Below are 23775 nucleotides of genomic sequence, written 5' to 3' on the forward strand. Positions count from 1 at the left end.
TTCCGGCGTCCAATCATCAACAGAGGATGGCGCTTGAGGCGCATTGGACCCCGGAACACGTCCGGGGTGACGAAAAGGTAAGTCACTCCGCCTTCTCGATCCGCACCAGCAAGGCGTCCACCTGCACCTGCGATCCGACCGTCGCGTTCAACTCCACGACTATTCCGTCGAATGGCGCAGTCAGGCCGTGTTCCATCTTCATCGCCTCGAGCGTCAGCAACTTCTGGCCCTTCGTCACCGCGGCATCGGCCGCGACGTCCACGGCGATCACTCGGCCCGGCATCGGCGCCAGGATCGCGCCATCCGCCGAGGCGCCCGCCGCACCCCCAGCCGCACGCCAGCGGCTCAATTGCCAGACCTGCCCGCCCTCGGCGATCAGCAGGCTGTCGACCGGTTCCGATCCGGCTTCGCCCGCGCCATGCTCGATCGCGACCGTCGCGCCGTCGAGCAGGAAGGTATCGGTGCGCCGAGGCTGGGCGTTGAGGCGGAAGCCCGCCATCGGCACTTCTCCGATCAGCGCAGCGGCGGCGTCGGCCAGCGCTTCGTCGGACGGCAGCGCGGGCGGCATCAGCGCATCGCCCTCGCGCGCGATCAGGCCGGTATCGACATCGCCTTCGGCGAACGCTTCATGTTCGAGCGCTTCGACCAGGAAGCCGGCATTCGACCGTACCGGCCAGACGATCGCGTCGGACAGCGCATCGGCGAGCAGCTCGCGCGCTTCCTCCCGATTCTCGCCCCAAGCGATGACTTTGGCGATCATCGGATCGTAGAAAGGCGAGATGTCGGCGCCTTGCTCGACGCCGGTATCGACCCGCGCATTCTCGCCCAGATCGAACGCTTCGAGGCGGCCGATCGAGGGCAGGAAACCCTTGGCGGGATCCTCGGCATAGAGCCGCGCTTCCATCGCCCAACCGTTGATCTCGAGCTCGTCCTGTGCCGCCGGCAAGGGTTCGCCCGACGCCACCCGGAGTTGCCATTCGACCAGGTCCTGGCCGGTGATCTCTTCCGTCACCGGATGCTCGACCTGGAGGCGGGTGTTCATTTCCATGAACCAGATGCGGTCGGCGCGGAGCCCTTCGCTCGCATCGGCGATGAACTCGATCGTGCCGGCGCCGACATAGTCGACCGCCTTTGCCGCGCGCACTGCTGCGGCACAGATTGCCGCCCGCGTGTCTTCGTCCATGCCGGGGGCTGGGGCTTCCTCGATCACTTTCTGGTGCCGACGCTGCAACGAGCAATCCCGCTCGAACAGGTGGACGACATTGCCATGGCTATCGCCGAACACCTGCACTTCGATATGGCGCGGGCTCAGGATGTACTTCTCGATCAGCACGCGATCGTCGCCGAACGATGCGGCCGCCTCGCGCTGGCAGGAAGCGAGCGCGTCGGCGAAGTCCTCCGAGGCGTCGACCCGGCGCATGCCCTTGCCGCCGCCGCCCGCGACCGCCTTGATCAGGACTGGGTAGCCGATCTTGTCGGCTTCGGCCTTCAAATGACCGGGCCGCTGATCCTCGCCGAGATAGCCCGGCGTTACCGGTACGCCCGCCGCGATCATCCGCTCCTTGGCAGCGTCCTTCAATCCCATCGCGCGAATGCTGTCGGGATTGGGGCCGACCCAGATCAGGCCGGCGTCGTTCACCGCCTTCGCGAAATCGGCATTCTCCGACAGGAAGCCATAGCCGGGGTGGATCGCTTCGGCGCCGGTCTGTTGTGCGGCGGCGATGATCTTGTCGCCGACGAGATAGCTTCCCCGCGCCGGCGACGGCCCGATATGCACCGCTTCGTCGGCTTGTCGAACGTGAAGCGCGCGGGCGTCGGCGTCTGAATAGACCGCGATCGTGCGGATACCCATCGCGCGGGCGGTGCGGATGATACGGCAGGCGATCTCGCCGCGATTGGCGATGAGTAGGGAGGTGATCACGCCTCTGGGCACTCCGTCGTGCGCTGCGACCAGGTCACGTTCTGGACCTTCCACTGGCCGTTCTCGCGGATCAGGTCGAAATGGTCGACGCCGCAGGTCGCGACCTTGCCGTCGACCGACAGAGTGAACTCGCCCCAGACCATCGCGATGTCGCCGTCGATCTCGATCGCCGGCCGGCCGGTGAATTGCTCGTGATAGCGATGCTCGCCAGGCTTCACATTGGCGAGATATTGTTCCCAGGTCATGTGACGGACGATCTTGCTGCCGTCCGCCTTGGTCGCCGCGACGGTCGCGCCGCCGCCGCCGTCCATGCGGAGCTGCGCGCGGATCGCGTTGGCGTCGGCCGCATCGATCGCGGCGAACCAGGCATTGAGCGGGACCATCACCTGCGATTCCTCGCTGACCGGCATGGGCAGCGGGTTCGCGGGGGGAAGCTTGTCGTTGGATTTCTGGTCTGCGGCCGAGGCGAGGAGAAGGAGGGGGAGAAGAACAAGGTTCATTGTGGTTCCTTCAATTCCTCCCCGAGCTTGGCTCGGGGAGGGGGACCATGCGAAGCATGGTGGAGGGGCAGGGACTATGTTCAGAGACGTCGCACCGAAGGGAAAGGTGAAGGCGGTTCGACAATCGCGTCGGCTCCGTCGCGAGATGACGCTGCCAGAAATTCTGCTTTGGCAAGAGTTGAGAAAGCGGCCCGGCGACCTGAAATTTCGACGACAGCGCCCTACAGGTGAAAAGCTTAGTCTCGACTTCTATTGCAGTGATGCGCGGCTGGCGATCGAGGTCGATGGCGAAGCGCACAGCCGTGGAGACCGGCCGCAACGCGATGCTCGTCGAGATGCTTGGCTCGCATCTGCTGGTATCGCGACATTGCGAATAGCGGCGATAGACATACTCAGAGATATTGAGGGCGTAGTAGGCCATATTGTCGTAACTGCACGTGCGCGGTTGCCCCTCCACCACCCGGCGGTGCCGGGTGGTCCCCCTCCCCGAGACGAGCTCGGGGAGGAATGAGGAGGGCTCGCCACCCGTCATCACATCCGGAACACGCCGAAGCGCGGCGTCTCGGGGATCGGGGCGTTGAGACACGCAGCAAACGCCAGGCCCAGGACGTCGCGAGTCTGCGCCGGGTCGATGATACCGTCGTCCCACAATCGCGCGGTGGCGTGCCAGGGGTTGCCTTGCGCCTCATAGTCGTCGCGGATCGGCTGCTTGAAGGCTTCGGCCTCCTCGGGCGTCCATTTTGCTGCGTCGCGATGGACCGTTGCCAGCACGCTCGCCGCCTGTTCACCGCCCATCACGCTGATCCGGCTATTAGGCCAGGTGAACAGGAAGCGCGGTGAATAGGCGCGGCCGGCCATGCCGTAATTGCCCGCGCCGAAGCTGCCGCCTATCAATACGGTGACCTTGGGCACGCTGGCGGTGGCGACCGCTGTGACCAGCTTGGCACCGTGCTTGGCGATCCCCTCGGCTTCGTACTTCCCGCCGACCATGAAGCCCGAAATGTTCTGCAGGAACAGTAGCGGAATGCGGCGCTGGCAGGCGAGCTCGATGAAATGCGCGCCCTTGACCGCGCTTTCCGAGAACAGCACGCCGTTGTTCGCCAGGATCGCGACCGGCATGCCCCAGATGTGCGCGAAGCCGCAGACCAAGGAGCTGCCGTAGAGCGCCTTGAACTCCTGGAATTCCGATCCGTCGACCAGCCGGGCGATGATCTCATGCACGTCATAGGGCGCGCGGACGTCCTGCGGGATGATGCCGTAGAGTTCGTGCGGATCGAACTTGGGCGGGCGCGGCTCGCGCAATTCGATGTCTGGTTTGGCATCGGGCTGCAGTGTCGAGACGATATCGCGGACGATGGTCAGCGCATGCTCGTCATTCTCGGCAATATGGTCGACCACGCCCGATTTGCGCGCATGGAGATCGCCGCCGCCCAAATCCTCGGCCGAGATCACTTCGCCAGTTGCTGCCTGGACGAGGGGAGGGCCGGCGAGGAAGATCGTGCCCTGGCTGCGGACTATCACGCTCTCGTCGGACATGGCGGGGACATAGGCACCGCCAGCGGTGCAGCTGCCCATCACGCAGGCGATCTGGGGGATGCCCTTGGCCGACATATTGGCCTGGTTGAAGAAGATTCGGCCGAAGTGGTCACGGTCGGGAAACACCTCCGACTGATGCGGCAAATTGGCCCCGCCCGAATCGACCAGATAGATGCACGGCAAGCGATTCTGTTCGGCGATCTCCTGTGCGCGGAGATGCTTCTTGACCGTCATCGGATAATAGGTGCCGCCCTTCACCGTGGCGTCGTTGCAGACGATCATTGCCTGGCGCCCCGATACGCGCCCGACGCCGGCGATCATCCCAGCACCGGGCACTTCTCCGCCGTAGAGATCGCAGGCGGCGAGCTGACCGATCTCGAGGAACGGCGAGCCGGGGTCGAGCAGGCGTTCGACACGATCGCGCGGCAACAGCTTGCCGCGCGCCGTGTGGCGCTCGCGGCTCTTTTCATTGCCGCCCAGAGCGGCCGCCGCGACGTCGGCGCGCAAACGGTCGACGAGCGCGCGATTGTGCGCAGCATTGGCGCGGAACTGGTCGCTGTCGGGGGAGAGGCGGGTGTCGAGAACAGGTGCGCTCATTCCGCCTGCCTAGCCTTGCAGATTGCCGTTGGGAAGCCGCGCGGGCCCCTAGCGCGGCAAACTGTGTTGGTGTAGCCAGCGAGTCATACACCAGACAAAAGAGGGTTCCCGATGAAGCGCTCAATTCTCGCCGCCATGCTGCTCGCCACCACCGCAGGCGGAGTCGCCATGTGGCAGGCTCCCGCTCTCGCCCAGGCGGTAATGGGGACCAAATCGGGCGTCGACCAGTCGCTGATCGACCATAGCGTCAAGCCCGGCGACGACTTCAATGCCTATGCCAACGGCACGTGGTTGAAGACCGCCGAAATCCCGGCCGACCGCTCGTCGATCGGCGTCGGACTCGACGTGTTCAAGGTCGCCGAGGCGCGCAACGCGGACATCATCAAGGGGGCAGCTGCATCGAAGGCGAAGCCGGGCAGCGACCTTCGCCGCATCGCCGATTATTACGACGCCTATAACAATAGCGCCGCGATCGAGGCGCGGGGCACCGCTCCGCTGAAGCCGATCCTGGCGCCGATCGCCGCGCTCAAGACCAAGGCGGAATTGTCGGCGATGCTCGGCGCCAACATGCGGGCCGACACCGATCCGTTCAACAACAACAATTATGCGTCGACGGACAATCTGTTCGGCCTGTTCGTCGGGCAGGATCTCAACAAGCCGACGATCAACGCGCCCTATCTGATGCAGGGCGGCGTCGGCATGCCCGACCGCGATTACTACCTGTCCGACAAGAAGGAGATGGCCGAGCTCCGCGACGGGTATAAAGACTATCTGGAAAAGATCTTCACGCTCGCCGGGATGAGCGATCCCAAGGCGCGCGCCGGCCGCGTCTTCGCGCTCGAGACGAAGATCGCCCAGGCGCAGACGGACATCGTCACCGCGCAGGACGCGCATAAGGGCGACAATCCCTGGACCCGCGCCGATTTCGCCAAGAAGGCGCCGGGCATCGACTGGAACGCCTATTGGACCGCGGCGGGGCTGCCTAAGCAGCAGAATTTCATCGTCTGGAATCCCGAGACGACGACCAAGCTCGCCGGCCTGGTCGCGAGCGAGCCGATGCAGTCGTGGCAGGACTGGCTCGCTTTCCATCGCATCAACGAGGTCGCCTCTACTCTGCCCAGAGCGTTCGACGACGCGAAGTTCGACTTTTTCGGCAAGCAGATGACCGGCACGCCGGCGCAGCAGCCGCGCGACAAGCGCTCGATCGGCGCGGTCAACGGCGCCTTGGGCTATGAGGTCGGCAAGATCTACGCCGCCAAATATTTCCCGGCATCGTCCAAGGCGGCGATTCAGACGATGGTCAAGAATATCGTCGCGGCGTTCGACAAGCGCATTGCCGCGCTCGACTGGATGGCGCCTGCCACCAAGACGGAGGCGCGCAAGAAGCTGTCGGTATTGAAGGTCGGCGTCGGCTATCCGGACGTCTGGCCGATGCGTCCTTATTATGCGGTCAGCGCGACCGATCCGGCGGGCAATTTGCTGCGCGCGAAGCTAGCCAATTACCGCTATCAGATCGGCAAGCTGGGCAAGACGCCCGATCGCGGCGAGTGGTGGATGACGCCGCAGACGGTCAATGCGGTCAATTTGCCGCTGCAGAATGCGCTCAATTTCCCGGCGGCGATCCTCAATACACCCTATTTCGATCCGACCTTCGATCCTGCCGCCAATTACGGCGCGATCGGCGCGGTGATCGGGCATGAGATCAGCCATTCGTTCGACAATCTGGGATCGGATTTCGATTCGACCGGACGCCTGCACAATTGGTGGACGCCGACCGACCTGGCGCGGTTCGAGGCGTCAGGCAAGGCGCTGATCGACCAGTATAACAAGTACGAAGTGCTGCCGGGCCTCTATGCCAATGGCCAGCAGGAACTGGGCGAGAACATTGCAGACACCGCCGGCCTGACCGCCTCGTATGAGGCGTATCATGCGTCGCTGGGCGGAAAGCCGGCGCCGGTGATCGACGGGCTGACGGGGGATCAACGCTTCTTCCTCGCCTTCGCGCAGAGCTGGCGGACCAAGATGCGCGACCGCGCCATGCGCGCGCGGATCGCGACCGACGTCCATGCGCTGGCACCGTTGCGCGTTGAAACGGTACGCAACCTCGACGCCTGGTACGATGCGTTCGGGATCAAGCCGGGCGACAAGCGCTATCTGGCGCCGGGCGACCGCGTCCACGTCTGGTAAGGCGCGTGACGCCGGACGATCGCACGCCCGTCATCGTCGGATGCGGCGAGGCGGTCGATCGTCCGGCGGCGCTCAGCCACGCACTGGATCCGATCGAGCTGATGACGCTCGCCGCGCGGCGAGCGGAGGACGATGCCGGCAGTGGCTTGCTCCACCGGATCGACCGGCTCGATGTCGTCAACCTGGTAAGCTGGCGCTACGCCGACCCGCCCGCCGAGCTCGCGGCGCGGCTGGGGATCGCGCCACGGTCGCTCAGCTATGCCGCGATCGGCGGCGAGACGCCGACCAAATTGGTTCACGAAGCCGCGCTGGCGATCGCCCGGGGCGAAGCAAAGGTCGCGCTGGTCGCGGGTGCCGAAGCTCAACATAGCGCCGCGCGGGCGCAGAAGGAGGGTGTGGAACTTCCCTGGCCTCCGTTCGCGCACGACGCGCCGGGGCGGATCGAACGTGCGACCTATCTCCATCCGCTGGCGGTCGCGCTCGGCGCGTCGATGCCGGTTAACGTCTATCCGTTCTACGACATGGCGAGCGCCCACGCCTGGGGGCAGACGCCGGCCGAAGCGCAAGCGGAATCGGCGGAATTATGGGCGCGTTATTCAGCAGTCGCGGCCGATAATCCGTCGAGTTGGCTGAACAGGCGTTACTCGGCTGAAGACATCGCCCGCGTCACCCCCGACAACCGCCTGATCGCCTGGCCCTATACGAAGCTGATGGTCGCCAACCCGATGGTCAATCAGGGCGCGGCGGTAATCGTCACCAGCCTGGCCATGGCGCGCGAGGCCGGGATCGATCCGGCGGCGATGATTCATCTGGTCGGCGGCGCTGCGGCGGACGAACCGCGCGATTATCTTGCGCGCGACGGCTATGCCGGGAGCGCCGCACAAGATGCCGTGCTGACGCGCGCGCTCGAGTTGAACGAAGGTCGCGGCTTCGATGCGGTCGAGCTCTACAGCTGCTTTCCCTGCGTTCCCAAGATGGCGCGGCGGACGCTCGGCTTGGGCGCGGATGTTGTGCCGACCGTGACGGGCGGGCTGACCTTCTTCGGCGCGCCGCTCAACGACTATATGCTCCACGCCGTCGCGGCGATGGTGCGGCGGCTGCGGTCGGGCAGCGGCACCGGGTTGCTCTATGGACAGGGTGAGTTCGTCACCAAGCACCATGCATTGGTGCTGAGTGCCACGCCCCGCGACCGTGCGCTCGATCAGGACTATTCGGTTGCCGGCGATGCCGAGAAGCGGCGGGGCGCGATACCGCCGACCGTGATGCCGGCGGATGGCAAAGCGTCGCTCGAGACGGCGACGATCCTGTATCGCCGCGATGGCACGGTAGATCACGCCGTGGTCATCCTCCGGACAGACGACGGCGCGCGAACGATGGCGGCGGTTGCGCCCGACGATCGTGCGACACTGGCGGCGATCGTCGATCGAGATCGCTATCCGGTGGGGCGGGCGGGGGTTTTGACACTCGGGGATCTCCCGCGCTGGACGGCAGCGCCGGATTGATCGCTCCGAAACGGGTGGAATCTCTTGATTGTCTTTGCCGACCGGTGCCCTAATCTGCCGGAAAGCTGTTGTTTTCGGGGGCGGAACGATGATCCGGCTATTGCTGGTCCTGACATGTGCTGTGTGGAGTATCGGTCAGGCGCGCGCGGATGATGTTCTGCATTTCGGGGCCCAGCCGGCTTGGGTAACGCGGATCGACGTGCCCGTTGCCAAGCCGGCCGATGGAGCGCTCACGCGCCGCGTCCTGGACCTGCAGGTCCGCTTCGACGATCACGGTATGCACCAGTTCGTGCGTCAGGTCCTTCGAGTGAACACGCCCGAGGGATTGCTCGCGGTCGGCAATGTCGGCGTCGCCTGGCAGCCTGGGCTCAGCAGCGCGACATTCAACCGCATCGTCATCCATCGCGGCGCCGAGACGATCGACGTTCTGAAGGATGGCAAGGGCTTCCAGATATTGCGCCGCGAAAAGAGCCTGGAATCGTTTACGCTGGATGGCGTTCTGACCGCGGTCATGGCCGTTCCCGACTTGCGGGTGGGCGACGAAGTGGAGATGGCCTATACGATCGACGCCTTGAATCCGGTGCTGCAGGGCCATGCAGAGGCGACGTTCCCGCTGGCCACCCCACTGCCGATCGACCGCCTGTCTCTGCGCTATAGCTGGCCGATCGAACGCGCGATGAACTGGAAGGCCGGCCCGTCGGTCCCAGCCGCCACGCTGACGAAAGCGAGCGGGTTTCAGACGGTGACCTTCGCCCGCGATGGCTGGACTTCGCCTCCGGTCATCCCCGGGGCGCCGGCGCGCTATTCCAACGGACTGGTAGTCCAGGTGGCCGACTTCACTGATTGGGGCGCGGTCGCCGCCGTCATGCGTCCGCTCTACGCCAAGGCGACGACGATCGCACCGGACTCGCCGGTCATGGCACAGGTGAAGCGCATCGCTGCGCTGTCCGCCGACCCGGCGGTGCGCGCGTCGGAAGCGTTGCGCGTCGTGCAATCGCAGGTCCGCTATATGGCGCGGCTCGACGGATTGGGCGGCTATACCCCTGAAAACGCGGACACGGTCTGGACGGGCAAGAGCGGTGACTGCAAGGGCAAGACCGTACTGCTCCTTGCGATGCTGCACGCGCTCGGCATCACAGCCGAGCCGGCATTGGTGTCGGCGACCGAAGGTGACGGGCTCGACCTTTCGTTGCCGCTTCCTGGACGATTCAACCATGTGATCGTGCGTGCGACCATCGCCGGCAAGGTCTATTGGCTCGATGGCACGCGGTTGGGCGATCGCGGCATCGATACGATCGCGGTGCCGGACTTCAAATGGGCATTGCCGATCGAAACGTCGACCAAGGCCCTGGTCGCGCTGGCCGCGACTGAACCGGCTCTGCCCAATATGGAGACCAAGCTGGTTCTCGACGCGCGTGAGGGCCTGGGCAAGCCGGCCAAGGCGAGTGGGACCCTTATCTATCGCGGGGATGTCGGCGCGCAGATGCGGATCGCGCTGACGGCTATGGACGCCAGCAAGCGCGACGAAATGCTGCGTTCCGCCTGGGCCGGACAAGGTGGCGTAACGGTCAAGACCGTCGACTGGGCCGTCGACGACAAGACCGGCGACGTCAGCATGAGCTTCACTGGCACCGCCGAAATGACCTGGTCGACCGCGGGCATTGATGGTGCGCAGCGATATGAAGCGGATAATGCGCGTTTGGGGCGCGATCTGGCACCGAAGCGCGATACCGATCCCGACGCCGCGCCGGTTGCGGTTGAGGGCAATTATGTCCTCAATCGAGAAGTGATCCTGTTGCCGCAAGGCGGCCGCGGCTTTTCGGTGGAAGGAGATCCGATCGACCGTACGATTGCGGGTGTGCATTATACACGAACAGCGTCCCTGTCGGGTGAGCGGTTCGAGATGACCGCCGCGACCCGGACGAAACCGGCCGAAATCAGCTACAGCGACGCAAAGGCCGCGGATAAGCAGACCGACGTGCTGTTTGCGAAGGCGTTGTTCGTGCGCGCTTCGGCGGATTTCGCCGGAACCACCGCGGAAACCGGAACGAAAGACCTCGCGGCGGCAACGGGCAAGTCCGAGCCGGCGGATTCGAGCGACGCCGAAATCAATCGGTTGGCCCTGGCCGGCAAGAACCAGGATGCGCTTTCGCTGGTCGATCGGCGTATCGCGGCGGGCGAAAAGGGCGCCGCGACCCTCGCGATGCGTGGGTTGCTGTTGCGCAAACTCGACCGCAAGGAAGAAGCATCGATCGCCTACGATCGGGCGCTCGCCACCGACCGCCGCAATCCGCAGGCGATAATCGGCAAGGCGGAAATGCTCGTCGATGCCGGCCGCAACGAGGATGCGCTCATCCTTTACGACCGGCTTGTCTTGATCTGGCCGGACGCGGCCGAGGCCTATCGTCGCCGCGCGGCGGTCCGCAGCGATGTCGGCGATAGCATTGGGGCCGTGGCTGACCTCGATATCCTGCTCAGCAAGATGCCCAATGACACCGAGGCATTGAGTTCGCGCACGACGCTGAACCTGCAACGCGGCAAGCTCGCCGAAGCGCTTGGCGATGCTCGCGCCGCCGTGAAGCTACTCGGTGACAAGGCCTGGACTCACTCGTTGCTGGCCAACGTGTTGGCAGCGCAAGGCAATCGCGCGGAAGCTGTGGCGGAGAGTGACAAGGCCTTGTTGCTCGATCCCGACGATTACACCTATCGCGTGCGGTTGAACTATGGGCTCGAGGCGGACAGCAAGGGCAGGCTCGCCGACATGCTGGCGCTCATCAAGCTCGGGCCCGATACCGCGGTGCCGATTCCGGCATTGAAGGCGCAGGTCGCCGACAAGCCATCGCGCGATGCGATCCTGGGAGCTTATGCAGCAGCCTTGGCGGTCGATCCGGACAATGATGACATCGCGCAACAGCGCGACTTCGCGCTGGCCCTGGGCGGCGATCCGAAACCGTATATCGCACGGATGGAGGCACAACTCGCCGCAAAGCCGGACGACGCGAATGCGCTCAACGGAGCGTGCTGGGCGCGCGCGATGTTCCGCGCGGAGCTCGATAAGGCATTGTCCGAATGCGATAAGGCGCTGAATGTGGGCCGCGACGCCTATATCCTCGACAGTCGGGGCATGGTCCAATTGCAACGCGGCGATTGGACCAAGGCGGAAAGCGATTACAGCGAGGCGATCGGCATTCAGCCCAATCTTGCCAGCAGCCTGTTCGGCCGCGGTGTTGCCCGCAAGCGGTTGGGGAACGCGGCCAGTGGCAAGGCTGACATTGCCGCCGCGACGTTGATCGATCCTCAGATCGCCGACACCTATGCCAGCTACGGCGTGAAACCCTGAGCCTCAATGCGCATCCGGCGGGGCCGCCGCCCCGGGGCGCGGCGGTCGGCAAAACGGGACCATCACGAGTGCCGCGAGGAACAAATACGCCATCAGGCGGAAGACGTCGTCAAACGCCAAGGTCAGTGCCTCGCGTCCGACGATCCGGCTCATCAGGCCCTGCGCCATCAGCAGCGCTTGTGCCGGGTCCGGCGTAACTGCGCCGAGTTCGCGCGCCAGGGCTGCAGCCGTGTCGTTCGCGGCCTTCGCCGATTGCCCCAATGCCTCGCTCAGCCGTAGCGCGTGGAGCCGCGTATTGTCGGCCAGCCAGGTATTGACCAGCGCGATCCCCACCGCGCCGCCGGCGTTACGCATCAGGTTGAAAAGGCTGGACGCATAGCGCAATTCCGGTCCCTCGAAATTGCCGAGCGCGAGGCCCACTGAGGGCACGATGCACAGCATCACCGCGAAGCTGCGTACGACTTGCGGCCAGAACAATGCGGCAAAACCCCAGTCGGGAGTCATCGTCGAGAACAACCATAAGCCGAGCGCGAAAAGCGCCAGGCCGACAGTTATGACGATCCGCTGGTCGACGCGTTGCGAGAGGCTGGCGGCGATCGGCACGCCGAGCAATTGCGCGCATCCGGCGATGACGACCGTGCTGCCAACCTCCGACGCATTGTACCCGCGCACCCGGCCGAGGAAGAGCGGGATAAGGTAGGTGCCTGCATAGAGTCCGAAACCGATCACCAGGTTGAACGCGCAGGCGAAGACGAAGGTCGGCTTACGGAATGGCGTGAGCTTGACGATCGGACCGTTGGACCGGAACGATCGTTCAAGGAACAGCACGAACGCCACGATCGACAGCCACGCGCCGATCTGGATGCGGATGTCGGTGAACCACTCGTTCTTGGGTCCTTCCTCCAGTACATATTCCAGGCCGGCCAGCGCCACCGCCATCGAAGCCAGGTGGACCCAGTCGATCCGTTTGAGCATTGCTAGGTTGGGGGCGTCGACGCGGATCAGCGCGAGCGTCAGCGCCGTCACCAATATGCCCGGCGCGACGTTGATGAAGAACACCCAGCGCCATCCCATCGCATCGGTGATCCAGCCGCCCACCGTCGGGCCCAAGGTCGGCGCCAGCACCGACACCATGCCGAGAATCGCCGGAATCATCGCGCGCTGCTTTCCCGAGAACAGGACATAGCCGGTCGCGAAGACGGTCGGGATCATCGCGCCGCCGACAAAACCCTGGACAGCGCGCGACACGATCATGGATTCGATATTCCAGGCGAGCCCGCACGCCATGCTCGACAGCGTGAACAGCCCGGCCGACAGCGCGAACAGCCAGCGCGTCGACAAAGCCTGGGCAAGGAACGCCGAGAAGGGGATCATCACCAATTCGGCCATCAGATAGGCAGTCTGCACCCAACTGATTTCGTCTGGCCCGGCCGATAATCCGGCCTGAACCTCGTTGAGCGAGGCGGCAACGATCTGGATGTCGATCAACGCCATGAACTGGCCGAACGCCATGACGCCGAAGATCAGATATTTCTGACGATTGGTCAGGCGAGAGGGATCGAACGGTGTAGCCGGAGCGCGCGCCGATCCCTGGGGGGAGAGTGGTATCGACGCCAATATACTTGCCTCCGGCTGCGTTTATATTATATGCGTCATATAAAGGAGGCGTTCAAGTGCGCTATTCGAACGAGCACAAGGCAGAGACACGCCGAAGGGTGTTGAAGGAAGCCGCGCAGGAAATCCGCGCGAAGGGACCCGATGGCGTCGCCGTGGCGGGCGTGATGGCACGCGCTGGCCTCACGCATGGCGGCTTCTATGCGCATTTCGAGTCCAAGGACGCGATGATCGCCGATGCGATCGGGACGATGTTCGATGATGCGCGTGAACGGTCGGACGCGATCGAGCAGACAGAAGATCCGCGCGCCGCGCTCAAGGCCTATATCGACTTCTATCTCAGCCCGGCGCATCGCGATCGGCGCGAGCGCGGCTGCCCCCTGCCGACCCTGTCGGGTGATCTGGCGCGGTCGGGGGAACCGCAGCGCGAGCGCTTCGGCAAGGGCGTGGAAGCGCTGACCATGCGGCTGGCCAAGGCTCTGGGCGGCATCGGTATCGCCGATCCGCATGCCGAAGGATCGGCAATGCTGGCGCAAATGGTCGGCGCGGTGGCGTTGTCGCGGGCGGTTGCCGATCCGGCGCAGTCGGACGCGATCCTGGCCGATGCGCGTTCCGGACTGGTCGTGCGTTATGGTTTGGAGGGGCGCCAATGAGCGAAGTGATCGACGCCCCTGACGGTCTTCAACAGGTTCGCGACTTGCTCGCCCGCGGCGCCCAGCCGCCGATCGGACGGACGCTCGATTTCTCGCTGATCGAGGTCGAGCGAGGACGGGCGGTGTTCGAGGGAACGCCCGATCAGCGCCATTATAATCCGATGGGCGGCGTCCATGGCGGATATGCCGCAACGTTGCTCGATTCGGCGTGCGGGATCGCCGTTCATTCGATGCTGAAGCCCGATCAGGGCTTCACCACGCTCGAACTCAAGGTCTCTTACCTGCGCGGCATGAACGACCGAACGGGGCCGGTTCGCGCCGAGGGCAGGGTGGTCAATATCGGCCGCCGCGTCGCCTTTGCCGAGGCGGACATCCGCGATGCAGATGGTCGCGTGATGGCGACCGCGACGTCCACCTTGCTGGTGCTCGCGAAATGAATGCTCCTTTCGGCTCGACCGACGCCGCGACGGCGTCCGAACTCCCCACCAAAAAGCGTTTCGCGGTCCCGCGTAGCGCCCTGGTCATGGGGCTGGTCGCGCTCGCGGTGGCGATTGCCGGCATCCTGTGGTTGACCGCGCCGAGGTCGAGCGAGTCGACGGACAATGCCTATCTTCACGCCGATTCGAGCGCGGTCGCGCCGAAGGTCGGCGGGCTGGTCGCGGCTGTACTGGTGAAGGACAATCAGATCGTGCACGCGGGCGATCCGCTCGTTCGCATCGATACACAGGATTACGATGCAAAGGTGCAAGCTGCCCAGGCCGCGCTGGCCGATGCCGAAGCCGGTGTTGCCACGGCGCGCGCGTCGCTCGCCGCGCTCGATGCCGATGAGCGCCTCGCCTCCGCGCAGGTCCGCGCCGCAAGCACGGTAATCGCCTCGGCGGACGCAGAATTGATCCGCGCGAACGCCGACAAGGTGCGATACGATTCGCTGCTGGGTCAGGGCTTTGCCACGCGCCGCGACGCCGAACGGATCAAGGCGACGGCGATCGGCGCGGCTTCAGCTGCCGAGAAATCGCGCGCCGAGCTGGGCGTGACCAGCGAACAAGCGGACGTGACGCGCGCGCGGCGCCCGGTGCTCGAAGCGCAAGTCGCCTCCGCCGAAGCAGCAGCCCAGAAGGCGCGCGCCGCGCTCGACCTCGCGCGCCAGGATCGCGGGCACACCTTGGTTGTCGCACCGATCGACGGTGTGGTCGGCAACCGCCAGGTCCAGGTCGGCGATTTCGTCCAGCCCGGCAGCCGCGTGTTCACGGTCGTTCCGACGCGCTCGCTCTATGTCGTCGCCAATTTCAAGGAGACGCAGACGCGCGGCATGCGCGAAGGGCAAAAGGCGAAAATCTATGTCGACGCACTGGGCGAGACGCTGACCGGCACGGTCGAAAGCTTCGCGCCCGGATCGGGCAGCGAGTTCACCCTGCTGCCGTTCGAGCCGGGATCGGGCAATTTCACCAAGATCGTCCAGCGCGTCGGCGTGCGTATCCGGCTCGACCCGGGCCAGGCGGCGCTGGCGACGCTCAGGCCGGGCCTGTCGGTCACCGCGAAGGTGATGCTGCTCTGACATTCTCGCGTGCGGGCAGCAGCCTGGGATTGCGCAGCAAGGCCGCGGAGAACAGCGATACCGCCAGCCCGACCGGCGCCACCTCCATCGCGGTCATCGGCAACCGGACCAGCGGATTGGCGTACATCGCCCGCATGCCATCGAGTTCGGCGCTCATCCGGGCGATCTCCGCAGCACTCTTGCCGCCGGCGCGCGCCTTGGCGAGCAGCGACGCGATATAATCGTCCATGAAGCGATAATGCGTCGCCGCCAGATACATTTCCCAGATCACGGTATAGGCGATGGTTGCGATCAGCGCGATCAGCAGGGCCAGGCCGAGCGCGGGCAGGAATCCGATCACTCCGCCGCGCTCGACGTCGCGATAGCGCTTCACGCCGACGAAGATGAAGCTCATCGCCACCAGCATAACCGAATAGCCGAAGGCCAGGGTCGCGACCCATTGCACCTTGTGGTTGAGGAAGGCGGTCACCGCTATGAAGGCGGCCAGGACCGTACTGGCCAGCCCGCCATAGATGAGCGAATAACGAAGCGTCGGAGTCATGGATGTTCCCCCTTGTTGCGGAGGACGATCTCATCGCCGTCCGCATTGGCGGATACTATCGCCCGAACGGGTGATTTTCGCGAATCCGGTATCTTTTATTCGATCAATGCCAGGAACCGCGCTTTCTCGATTGCCTTGACCCTGCGATCCACCTCCAGCTTGGCGAACAAGTTGGTGAGGTGGGTCTTCACGGTGTTGGGCGACACGCCGAGGGTGCGCGCCAATTCCTTGTTCGACTGGCCCGAAGCGAGCAGATCGAGGATCTCGCATTCGCGCGGCGTCAGGCTGAGCGAGGCGATGGCGGCCTGGTTGCGCTCGAACGGCCCGCGCGGCTTGCGGGCGGTCAGGCGGTGGCCGACCCAGAGGCCGAGCGCGGTGAAGCCAATCGCGAGCAAGCCGACATAGAAATCGGTCGAAATCTCGCTGGCGGCGTAACGGAATTTGAGTTGCTCGAGCGCAACCGCGGCGACGGCCAGGCCCAGCGCATAGAGGATGGCCGTTCGCCACATCGTGCGTCAGGCCTTGGGTGGCGTGAGCTGATAGGGTTGATAGATTGCGCGGAATGCGGGCATCTCTTCGCAGGTTTGCGAATGCGCCACGAGCGCCGGCCAGCGGTCGAGGTCGAACTGATCGGCCAATGCCTCACTGATGAAGCGGAAGACGGTGGCCGTCAGCAGGTCGGCATGGCTCATCGACGAACCGCCCAACCATTTGCCCGCCGCGCCGCGTTCGCGGTCGAGCAGGTCGAGCGTGTCCGTCACCTGGGCGCGGCAGCGGTCGACCCACATCGGCAGACCGTCGCGGAACGCTTTCTCATAGACCAGGCTGACGCCCTTGTCGGCGGCGCCGGCAGCGAGCGCGCACCAGCGCAGCATGGTCCTGAGATCCGCACCGGTCCGCGTCAATACGGCGTCATTGGCCGCCATCTCGTCGAGCAAGGTGACGATGACGCTGGAGTCCATCACCGACACGCCATCGTCGAACACGAGGACGGGTACGCGCCGCAGGGGATTGTACGGCGCGATCTTGTCGGCATCGCCGAAGGTCGACCAGGGCAGATGTTCGAACGCGATGCCGTAAAGCGTCAGCGTAATGCCGACGCGACGGACGAAGGGCGAATCGTACTGGCCGATCAGCTTCATGCTGGCTGGCTCCTATGATCCGGCGCCGATCAGTTCGCGACCGATCAGCATGCGGCGAATTTCGTTGGTGCCGGCGCCGATGTCGAGCAGCTTGGCGTCGCGCGCGAAGCGCTCGACCGGCCAGTCCTTGGTATAGCCCGCACCGCCGAGAGCCTGGATCGCTTCCAGGCTGACCTTCACCGCATTCTCGCTCGCCAGCAGGATCGCGCCGGCCGCGTCGAACCGCGTGGTCTTGCCGGCATCGCAGGCACGCGCGACGGCATAGACATAGGCGCGCGCGCTGTTGAGTGCGACATACATGTCGGCGATCTTGGCCTGCATCAGCTGGAACGTGCCGATCGACTGGCCGAATTGCTTGCGCTCGCGGACATAGGGGACGACCACGTCGAGGCACGCCTGCATGATGCCGAGCTGGATGCCGGCGAGCACGGTGCGCTCGTAATCGAGTCCCGACATCAGCACCCCGACGCCGCCGTTGAGCGGGCCCATGACATTCTCCTCGGGCACTTCGCAATCGTTGAACACCAGTTCGGCGGTCGGCGAGCCGCGCATCCCCATCTTGTCGATCTTCTGGCCGATCGAGAAGCCGGGCATGCCCTTCTCGATGATGAAGGTGGTGATGCCGCGCGACCCTTCGCCCGTCTTGGCATAGACGACGAGCGTGTCGGCATAGGCCGCATTGGTGATCCAGAATTTGGTGCCGTTGAGCACATAGCCGCCCTGAACTTCCTCGGCGCGGAGCTTCATGCCGACGACGTCCGATCCGGCGCCCGCTTCGGACATGGCGAGGCTGCCGACATGTTCGCCCGAGATCAGCTTGGGGAGATATTTGGCCTTTTGCTCAGGGCTGGCCCAGCGGCGCAGCTGGTTGATGCAAAGGTTCGAATGCGCGCCGTAAGAAAGACCGATCGAGGCCGAGGCACGGCTGATTTCCTCGCAGGCGATGACGTGTTCGAGATAGCCGAGTCCGAGCCCGCCATATTTCTCTTCGACCGTGATGCCGTGCAGGCCGAGCTCGCCCATTTGCGGCCACAGCTCCTTGGGGAACCAGTCCTCGGCGTCGATCTTCGCGGCAAGCGGCGCGATCTTGTCGGCGGCGAAGCGCTGGGTCGTCTCGCGGATCATGTCGGCGGTCTCGCCGAGCGCGAAATCGAGGGTGGCGTCCATTATCGTCTCCTGTGTTGATCCGGGCTGTAGCGCGCCGTCGGTGGCCACGCTAGCGTCCCACCCGGACAGCACGGGGGAGTGCCGCTTGCAGGGGTTCGATCTTGTTTTCGCGATGTTCGGGCTGGTCCTCGGGCTCGCCGTGACCGAGGTGCTGGCGGGCTTCGCCCGGGTCATCAAGATGCGGCGCAAGGCGCATGTCGGCTGGCTCACGCCCTTGCTCGGCCTGTTCGTGCTGATCGACATGACCACCTTCTGGAACACGGTCTACGCCCATCGCGAGCATCTCCACGCCAATCTCGCGACGTTGCTCGTCGTCCTGGGCTTCGTCGGCAGCTATTATCTGATCTCGACGCTGATCTTTCCCGACGATCCCGACGAATGGCCGGATTTCGACGCGTGGTACGATCGGCACAATCGGCAGGTCTTGGGTGGCGTGCTGGGCCTGACGATCGCGCTGATCGTGGTGACGGCGATCACCAGCGCGATGGGGCTGACGGTCAAGGCCGACACTCAGGCAGGCCCGCATGGCTGGGTCGCGCTCGTCGCCGGACTGTTCCATATCCCGCTGCTGGTCTTGTTGCTGATCGTGAAGTCGCGCGGCCTCAATGTCGCGTTGCTCGCCACGGAAATCGCGCTGATGCTGATCGCGGCATTTGCCTGGGTGGTTTGACGCGTTAGTCTCATCCGAAACGATCAGGGGCTCGCATGACCAGTCTTCTCCGCCGCAAGACGATTACCGAAGCCGCGCCAGAGCATCAGCTCGCGCGCACGTTGAGCTGGCCGCATCTGGTCGCGCTAGGCGTCGGTGCGATCGTCGGCACAGGTATCCTGACGCTGATCGGGGTCGGAGCGGATCGCGCCGGACCGGCGGTATTGCTGAGCTTCGTCGTGGCGGGCGCGATCTGTGCGGCGGCGGCGCTCTGCTATGCCGAGATGGCGACGCTGATCCCGGCGTCGGGCAGCGCGTACACCTATAGCTACGCGACGTTGGGCGAGGTGATCGCCTGGGTGGTCGGTTGGTCGCTGATCCTTGAATATTCGTTGGTGGTGGCAACCGTCGCGGTCGGCTGGTCAGGCTATGCCGTCGGATTTTTAAAGGGGTTGGGTATCGTCCTGCCCGACGCGCTGACGCACGGACCGAGCCTCGCCGGGTCAATCGCCGACGGAACGCTCCACCTTGCAACGCCGGGTATCAACGTCCCGGCGATTTTCATCATCGCGGTGGTGGCGGGACTATTGATGCTGGGCACTCGCGAGAGCGCCCGGATCAACACCGCGCTGGTGGTACTCAAGATCGTGACCTTGACCTTGTTCGTCGCGGTCGCGCTGCCGCATTTCGACGCGGCCAACCTGCATCCCTTCGCCCCGCTCGGTTATGGCAGCACGCCCGGCGCGGGCGGCGTCAAATACGGCATGATGGGCGCCGCGGCGATCATCTTCTTCGCCTTTTACGGGTTCGACGCGATCTCGACCGCGGCGGAGGAAGCCAAGCGCCCGGAGCGCGATCTCGCCATCGGCATCGTCGGATCGATGTTGGCCTGTACGGTGATCTACATGGTCGTCGCCGCCGCGGCGGTCGGCGCGCTCCATTATTCCAAATTCTCGAACAGCCCCGAGCCGCTGGCGCTGATCCTGCGCGAGATTGGGCAGGGCGGCGTCGCCACTGTGGTAGCCGCGGCAGCGGCGATCGCACTGCCAACCGTGATCCTGGGGTTCCTCTATGGCCAGAGCCGAATCTTCCTGGTGATGGCGCGCGACGGCTTTCTGCCGGCCGGCCTGGCCAAGGTGTCGACTCGTGGCACGCCGGCACGGATCACCGCGGTGACGGCGGTGCTGGTGTCGGTGCTGGCCGCGCTCGTCCCGCTCGACGTGATCGCCAGCCTCGCCAATGCCGGGACCTTGTGCGCGTTCGTCGCCGTGGCGGTGTGCGTGCTGGTATCGCGTCGGCGCGACCCGGGGGCGCGGCGGCCTTTTCGCACGCCTCTGGTCTGGCTGGTCGCGCCGATCGCGATCCTTGGCTGTCTCTACCTCTTCACCAGCCTGCAGAGCATCACGCAGATTTCGTTCTTCGTGTGGAACGGGATCGGGCTGGCGATCTATTTTCTCTACGCCCGGCGCCGCGCCTCGATCGCTTAGCGTTCACGACTTCAGCGCCCAGCGCACGACCTCGGCGATACCGCGCGTACCCGCATGGACGACCGGGCGGCTCAAGCTCGGACGCCGAAGGCCGTGCATCCGTCGTGCCCATTCGGGCAGCAAGTCGATCGCGGCACGCATCGTCATGGCCTGGAACGGCACCAGCATCAGGCTGGGCGGCGGCTGGTCGAGCAGGATGTGCAGCACTTCATGGCTGCGCGCATCGGCTTTCAGCTCAGGCAGGAAGTCGCGGATGATCGCCTCCGCCTCCGCGCGGCTGCGCGGAACCGGGTCGGCGCCAAGCAAATCCCCGATCAGCGCGACTTCGGCATAATAAAGATCCTGGTCGGCAATGCTCATGTCGGGTTCGCCATAGCGAATCCAGCCGGCGAGGAAGCTCGACACTTCGGCGACATGGACCCAGGCAAGGAGATGTGGATCGCTTGCCCGATAGAGCGTCCCGTCTGGCAGCGTTCCCGATACGGCGTCATGGATATGGCGGACGCGCGCGATCTGCGCTTCGGCGGACGCGCGCGTTTCGAAGGTGGTCTGGGCAATGAAGCGCGCCGTTCCTTTGAGACGGGCATTCATATCGTCGCGAAAGCTCGAATGGTCCCACACGCCGGCCAGAACCCGCGGATGGAGCATCTGCAGCATCAGCGCGGCGATGCCGCCGACCATCATGCCGGTGACGTCGATATGAACGCGCCAGCTGACCGAACCGGGCGCGAACAGCCCGCTGCCGTCGAGCGCGCGGACGATCGGCGGATTGGCGGGATCGGACAGCAAGCCGCGAACCTGACGTGCTATGGCGGAGCGAAGGCCGATCATTCGGGATGCATAGGCAAAGTCGCTGCCGCAGGCGAGCCGCCACTATTGGTGCGAGAGATCAAGGATCGCAAGAACGGCAAGAGCGGGGTGGTGCGGCACTTGGCTCTAGATTTCGCGCTCGCACCGCGCTGGCCCAACGTGCCGCCGCGAGGTTGGATTCCGCACAGGTCTAAAGCCATGGTCAGCGCTTGCGAACGAACTCCGCGCGCAGGACCAAGCCCTTGATGCCTTCGTAACGGCAGTCGATTTCCTGGTCGTCGCCTGTCAAACGGATCGACTTGATCACTGTGCCCCGCTTCAGCGTCTGGTTCGCGCCCTTGACCGTCAGGTCCTTGATCAGGGTCACGCTATCGCCGTCCGCGAGCAGGTTGCCGACGGCGTCGCGGACTTCGACGATATCGGGATCCTGCGCGTTCGCCGCTGCTGCGGAAGCGCTGATCCACTCGCCGGTGGCTTCATCATAGACGTAATCGTCATTGGTATCGGTCATGATCGGGCTTTCGGTCCAGCTATCAGTTGAGCGCGGTCGGCGCGGCGTTGGTTGCGGTCACGATGCCTGCGGCGATCCGCAGCGCTTCGGGAAAGCTTTCTGCGTGGATGACGCCGGCATTGTCTCGCCCGAGACGAACCCGATCGAGCATGGCGAGGGGCTGCGGCTGCACGCCGGACAAGATGATCTGAGCGCCGGCGCCGCCCGATCGATGCACGATCTCGGCGATGGTCGTCGCGCCGCTTGCGTCGAGCAGCGGCACCCGCCGCATGCGGAGGATAATGACCTTGGGCGTCTGGCCCATCCGCCGCAGCGTATCAAGCAACTCGTTGGCGATGCCGAAAAAGACCGGCCCATCGATCCGGAATACTTCGACGCCGGCGGGAAGCGCGTCGCGCTGATGGACGTCCTCGCCCTCGTCGCCTTCCGGCGCACCGCCGGTATCGATCTGGACCGTCTCGCTCATCCGCATCATGAACAGCAGCGAGGCGAGGGTGACACCGACCGCGATCGCCATCGTGAGATCGACCAGGACCGTGAGCCCGAAGGTGAGCAACAGGACCGCGCGGTCGCCATTGGGCATGCGAAGCAAGCCGATGAAGCGTTGATGCTCGCTCATTCCCCAGGAGACCATGAACAGGATCGCCGCCAGCGCCGCCATCGGCACGAATGCCATCAGACTGGTCGCGAACAGGATGAACAGGAGCAGGAACAGCGCGTGCAACATGCCGGCGATCGGGGTCAGCGCGCCAGCCCGGATGTTCGTCGCCGTCCGGGCGATCGCGCCGGTCGCCGGCAATCCACCGAACAGGGCCGAAGCGATGTTGGCGACGCCTTGGCCGACCAGCTCTTGATTGGAGCGGTGCCGCGATCCGATCATCCCGTCGGCCACTACCGCCGACAGCAACGCCTCGATCCCCGCAAGGAACGCAATGGTGAAGGCGGAAGGCAGGATCGCTTGGAACTTGGCCAGCGAGATCGACGGCAGCGCCGGCGCGGGCAGGCCAGCCGGAATGTGCGGAAACCGAGAACCGATCGTTTCCACGGGCAAGTGCAAAAGCGCGACTGCCAAGGATGCGACGACTATCGCGACCAGGAAACCGGGCACGCGTGGCGCCACCTTGCGCAATCCGATAATGAGGAGGAGCGACCCAACGCCGATCGCCAGCGTCGTGGCATGGATGCTGCCGAGCGCTCCGAAATAGGCTTGCCATTTCGGCAGGAAATCCGCTGGAACCTTGTCGATCGACAGGCCGAGGAAATCCTTAACCTCGCCCGACGCGATGATGACGGCGATGCCTGCGGTGAAGCCCGTGACCACAGGGTGTGGGATGAACTTCACCAGCGCGCCGAGCTTGGCATAACCGGCGACAATCAGGATAAAGCCGGCGACCAGAGTGGCGAGTAACAGCCCGTCATAGCCGTGCTGCGCGATCACGTTGAACACGACCACGACAAACGCGCCGGTGGGCCCGCCGACCTGCGCTCGCGAACCGCCCAACGCGGAGATCAGGAATCCGGCGACGACCGCGGTGATCAGACCTTTGTCGGGTGACGCACCGCTCGCGATGCCGAGCGCCATCGCTAGGGGCAGGGCAACGATGGCGACGGTCAGGCCGGCTATGGCGTCGCGTTTGAAGCGATCGAACGTATAGCCTTCGCCGAGAACGGTGATCAGCTTGGGCGTATAAGCCGTCCAGCGCGCGTCATTCAGCACTGCCACTGGCTCCCGACGTCTGGTCGAACAACATGGACGGCACGTGCTTCGTCGAATCCCCGGTCAGCGTCTCTTTCAGCCGCACGCCGCGCCCTACCCCGATGCTCGGGGCATTCTCTCCGATCAGTTCGATGCCGGCGTGCTCGAGCGCGGAGATCACCTTGACCAGCGTATCCACGACACCCCTCACTTGGCCGCCCGATGCCTCCATGCGCTGGATGGTCGGCAGCGACAGTCCCGCGAGCTCGGCGAGTTGGCGTTGGTCGATCTCGAGAAGGGCGCGGGCCGCACGCATTTGCTGAGACGTGATCATGGTTCCTCATGATGTATAAAACATCAGGTAGCA

21 protein-coding genes are annotated in these 23775 nt (G+C 64.8%); 9 read left to right on the forward strand and 12 right to left on the reverse strand.

Features of this window, described 5'->3' with window-relative positions; translation table 11 throughout:
- Positions 1 to 82: 82 nt before the first annotated feature.
- Positions 83 to 1921 carry a biotin carboxylase N-terminal domain-containing protein gene (locus Q0L25_RS17535; protein ID WP_296616509.1) on the reverse strand — a complete coding sequence of 613 codons (1839 nt, stop codon included), beginning with the start codon at positions 1919 to 1921 and terminating at the stop codon, positions 83 to 85.
- Positions 1918 to 2421, reverse strand: coding sequence for a nuclear transport factor 2 family protein (locus Q0L25_RS17540; RefSeq protein WP_296616511.1), 504 nt, complete (start codon positions 2419 to 2421; stop codon positions 1918 to 1920). The genes Q0L25_RS17535 and Q0L25_RS17540 overlap by 4 nt, the downstream gene beginning before the upstream one ends.
- A 76-nt stretch (positions 2422 to 2497) precedes the next feature.
- Here Q0L25_RS17540 and Q0L25_RS17545 point away from each other — a divergent pair, with 76 nt between their 5' ends.
- On the forward strand, positions 2498 to 2932 hold the full coding sequence (locus tag Q0L25_RS17545; protein WP_296616513.1) for an endonuclease domain-containing protein: 435 nt from the start codon (positions 2498 to 2500) through the stop codon (positions 2930 to 2932).
- A gap of 20 nt (positions 2933 to 2952) precedes the next feature.
- Here the strand turns inward: Q0L25_RS17545 and Q0L25_RS17550 are convergent, their stop codons facing one another.
- Positions 2953 to 4554 (reverse strand): carboxyl transferase domain-containing protein, encoded by a 1602-nt coding sequence (locus Q0L25_RS17550; protein ID WP_296616514.1) that lies wholly within the window; start codon positions 4552 to 4554, stop codon positions 2953 to 2955.
- 111 nt (positions 4555 to 4665) lie between these two features.
- Between Q0L25_RS17550 and Q0L25_RS17555 the strand changes: the two genes are divergently transcribed.
- From Q0L25_RS17555 to Q0L25_RS17565, 3 genes are all read left to right on the forward strand, one after another.
- On the forward strand, positions 4666 to 6741 hold the full coding sequence (locus tag Q0L25_RS17555; RefSeq protein ID WP_296616516.1) for a M13 family metallopeptidase: 2076 nt from the start codon (positions 4666 to 4668) through the stop codon (positions 6739 to 6741).
- A gap of 5 nt (positions 6742 to 6746) precedes the next feature.
- Entirely contained in the window at positions 6747 to 8243 is a 1497-nt protein-coding gene (locus Q0L25_RS17560; RefSeq protein ID WP_296616518.1) for an acetyl-CoA acetyltransferase, read from the forward strand.
- 88 nt (positions 8244 to 8331) lie between these two features.
- Positions 8332 to 11583, forward strand: a complete 3252-nt coding sequence (locus Q0L25_RS17565; RefSeq protein WP_296616520.1) for a DUF3857 domain-containing protein — start codon at positions 8332 to 8334, stop codon at positions 11581 to 11583.
- Positions 11584 to 11586: 3 nt separating this feature from the next.
- Here Q0L25_RS17565 and Q0L25_RS17570 read toward each other — a convergent pair whose 3' ends face one another.
- Positions 11587 to 13200, reverse strand: coding sequence for a DHA2 family efflux MFS transporter permease subunit (locus Q0L25_RS17570; RefSeq protein ID WP_296616521.1), 1614 nt, complete (start codon positions 13198 to 13200; stop codon positions 11587 to 11589).
- A 56-nt stretch (positions 13201 to 13256) separates the two neighbouring features.
- Between Q0L25_RS17570 and Q0L25_RS17575 the strand changes: the two genes are divergently transcribed.
- The 3 genes from Q0L25_RS17575 to Q0L25_RS17585 are packed head-to-tail and all read left to right on the forward strand — an operon-like array spanning position 13257 to position 15405.
- Positions 13257 to 13850 carry a TetR/AcrR family transcriptional regulator gene (locus Q0L25_RS17575; protein ID WP_296616523.1) on the forward strand — a complete coding sequence of 198 codons (594 nt, stop codon included), beginning with the start codon at positions 13257 to 13259 and terminating at the stop codon, positions 13848 to 13850.
- Positions 13847 to 14287 (forward strand): PaaI family thioesterase, encoded by a 441-nt coding sequence (locus Q0L25_RS17580; protein WP_296616524.1) that lies wholly within the window; start codon positions 13847 to 13849, stop codon positions 14285 to 14287. Before Q0L25_RS17575 ends, Q0L25_RS17580 begins: the two co-directional genes overlap by 4 nt.
- The gene (locus Q0L25_RS17585) at positions 14284 to 15405 is read left to right on the forward strand and encodes an HlyD family secretion protein (protein WP_296616526.1); all 1122 of its coding nucleotides are present in this window, start codon (positions 14284 to 14286) and stop codon (positions 15403 to 15405) included. Before Q0L25_RS17580 ends, Q0L25_RS17585 begins: the two co-directional genes overlap by 4 nt.
- On the opposite strand, the gene Q0L25_RS17590 is transcribed toward Q0L25_RS17585, so the two are convergent.
- The 4 genes from Q0L25_RS17590 to Q0L25_RS17605 form a co-directional block, all read right to left on the reverse strand.
- Positions 15380 to 15946, reverse strand: coding sequence for a DUF4199 domain-containing protein (locus Q0L25_RS17590; protein WP_296616528.1), 567 nt, complete (start codon positions 15944 to 15946; stop codon positions 15380 to 15382). The genes Q0L25_RS17585 and Q0L25_RS17590 overlap by 26 nt on opposite strands.
- 95 nt (positions 15947 to 16041) lie before the next feature.
- Positions 16042 to 16455 (reverse strand): LuxR C-terminal-related transcriptional regulator, encoded by a 414-nt coding sequence (locus tag Q0L25_RS17595; RefSeq protein ID WP_296616529.1) that lies wholly within the window; start codon positions 16453 to 16455, stop codon positions 16042 to 16044.
- Positions 16456 to 16461: 6 nt separating this feature from the next.
- Positions 16462 to 17088: a glutathione S-transferase family protein gene (locus Q0L25_RS17600; protein ID WP_296616530.1), complete on the reverse strand. Its 627-nt coding sequence runs from the start codon at positions 17086 to 17088 to the stop codon at positions 16462 to 16464.
- A 12-nt stretch (positions 17089 to 17100) separates the two neighbouring features.
- A complete protein-coding gene (locus Q0L25_RS17605; RefSeq protein WP_296616532.1) occupies positions 17101 to 18255 on the reverse strand; it encodes an isovaleryl-CoA dehydrogenase in 1155 nt (384 codons plus the stop codon).
- An 85-nt stretch (positions 18256 to 18340) separates the two neighbouring features.
- Here Q0L25_RS17605 and Q0L25_RS17610 point away from each other — a divergent pair, with 85 nt between their 5' ends.
- Positions 18341 to 18925 (forward strand): hypothetical protein, encoded by a 585-nt coding sequence (locus tag Q0L25_RS17610; protein ID WP_296616534.1) that lies wholly within the window; start codon positions 18341 to 18343, stop codon positions 18923 to 18925.
- 35 nt (positions 18926 to 18960) lie between these two features.
- Positions 18961 to 20391, forward strand: coding sequence for an amino acid permease (locus Q0L25_RS17615; RefSeq protein WP_296616536.1), 1431 nt, complete (start codon positions 18961 to 18963; stop codon positions 20389 to 20391).
- Positions 20392 to 20394: 3 nt separating this feature from the next.
- On the opposite strand, the gene Q0L25_RS17620 is transcribed toward Q0L25_RS17615, so the two are convergent.
- From Q0L25_RS17620 to Q0L25_RS17635, 4 genes are all read right to left on the reverse strand, one after another.
- Positions 20395 to 21222: an oxygenase MpaB family protein gene (locus Q0L25_RS17620; protein ID WP_296616537.1), complete on the reverse strand. Its 828-nt coding sequence runs from the start codon at positions 21220 to 21222 to the stop codon at positions 20395 to 20397.
- A 181-nt stretch (positions 21223 to 21403) separates the two neighbouring features.
- Complete coding sequence (locus tag Q0L25_RS17625; protein WP_296616539.1) at positions 21404 to 21712, reverse strand: zinc ribbon domain-containing protein YjdM; 309 nt, start codon at positions 21710 to 21712, stop codon at positions 21404 to 21406.
- A gap of 22 nt (positions 21713 to 21734) precedes the next feature.
- On the reverse strand, positions 21735 to 23435 hold the full coding sequence (locus tag Q0L25_RS17630; RefSeq protein WP_296616541.1) for a SulP family inorganic anion transporter: 1701 nt from the start codon (positions 23433 to 23435) through the stop codon (positions 21735 to 21737).
- Complete coding sequence (locus tag Q0L25_RS17635; protein ID WP_296616543.1) at positions 23419 to 23742, reverse strand: helix-turn-helix transcriptional regulator; 324 nt, start codon at positions 23740 to 23742, stop codon at positions 23419 to 23421. The genes Q0L25_RS17630 and Q0L25_RS17635 overlap by 17 nt, the downstream gene beginning before the upstream one ends.
- Positions 23743 to 23775: the final 33 nt, after the last annotated feature.

It is taken from the genome of Sphingomonas sp. (genome assembly GCF_024508665.1).
GTDB lineage: Bacteria > Pseudomonadota > Alphaproteobacteria > Sphingomonadales > Sphingomonadaceae > Sphingomonas.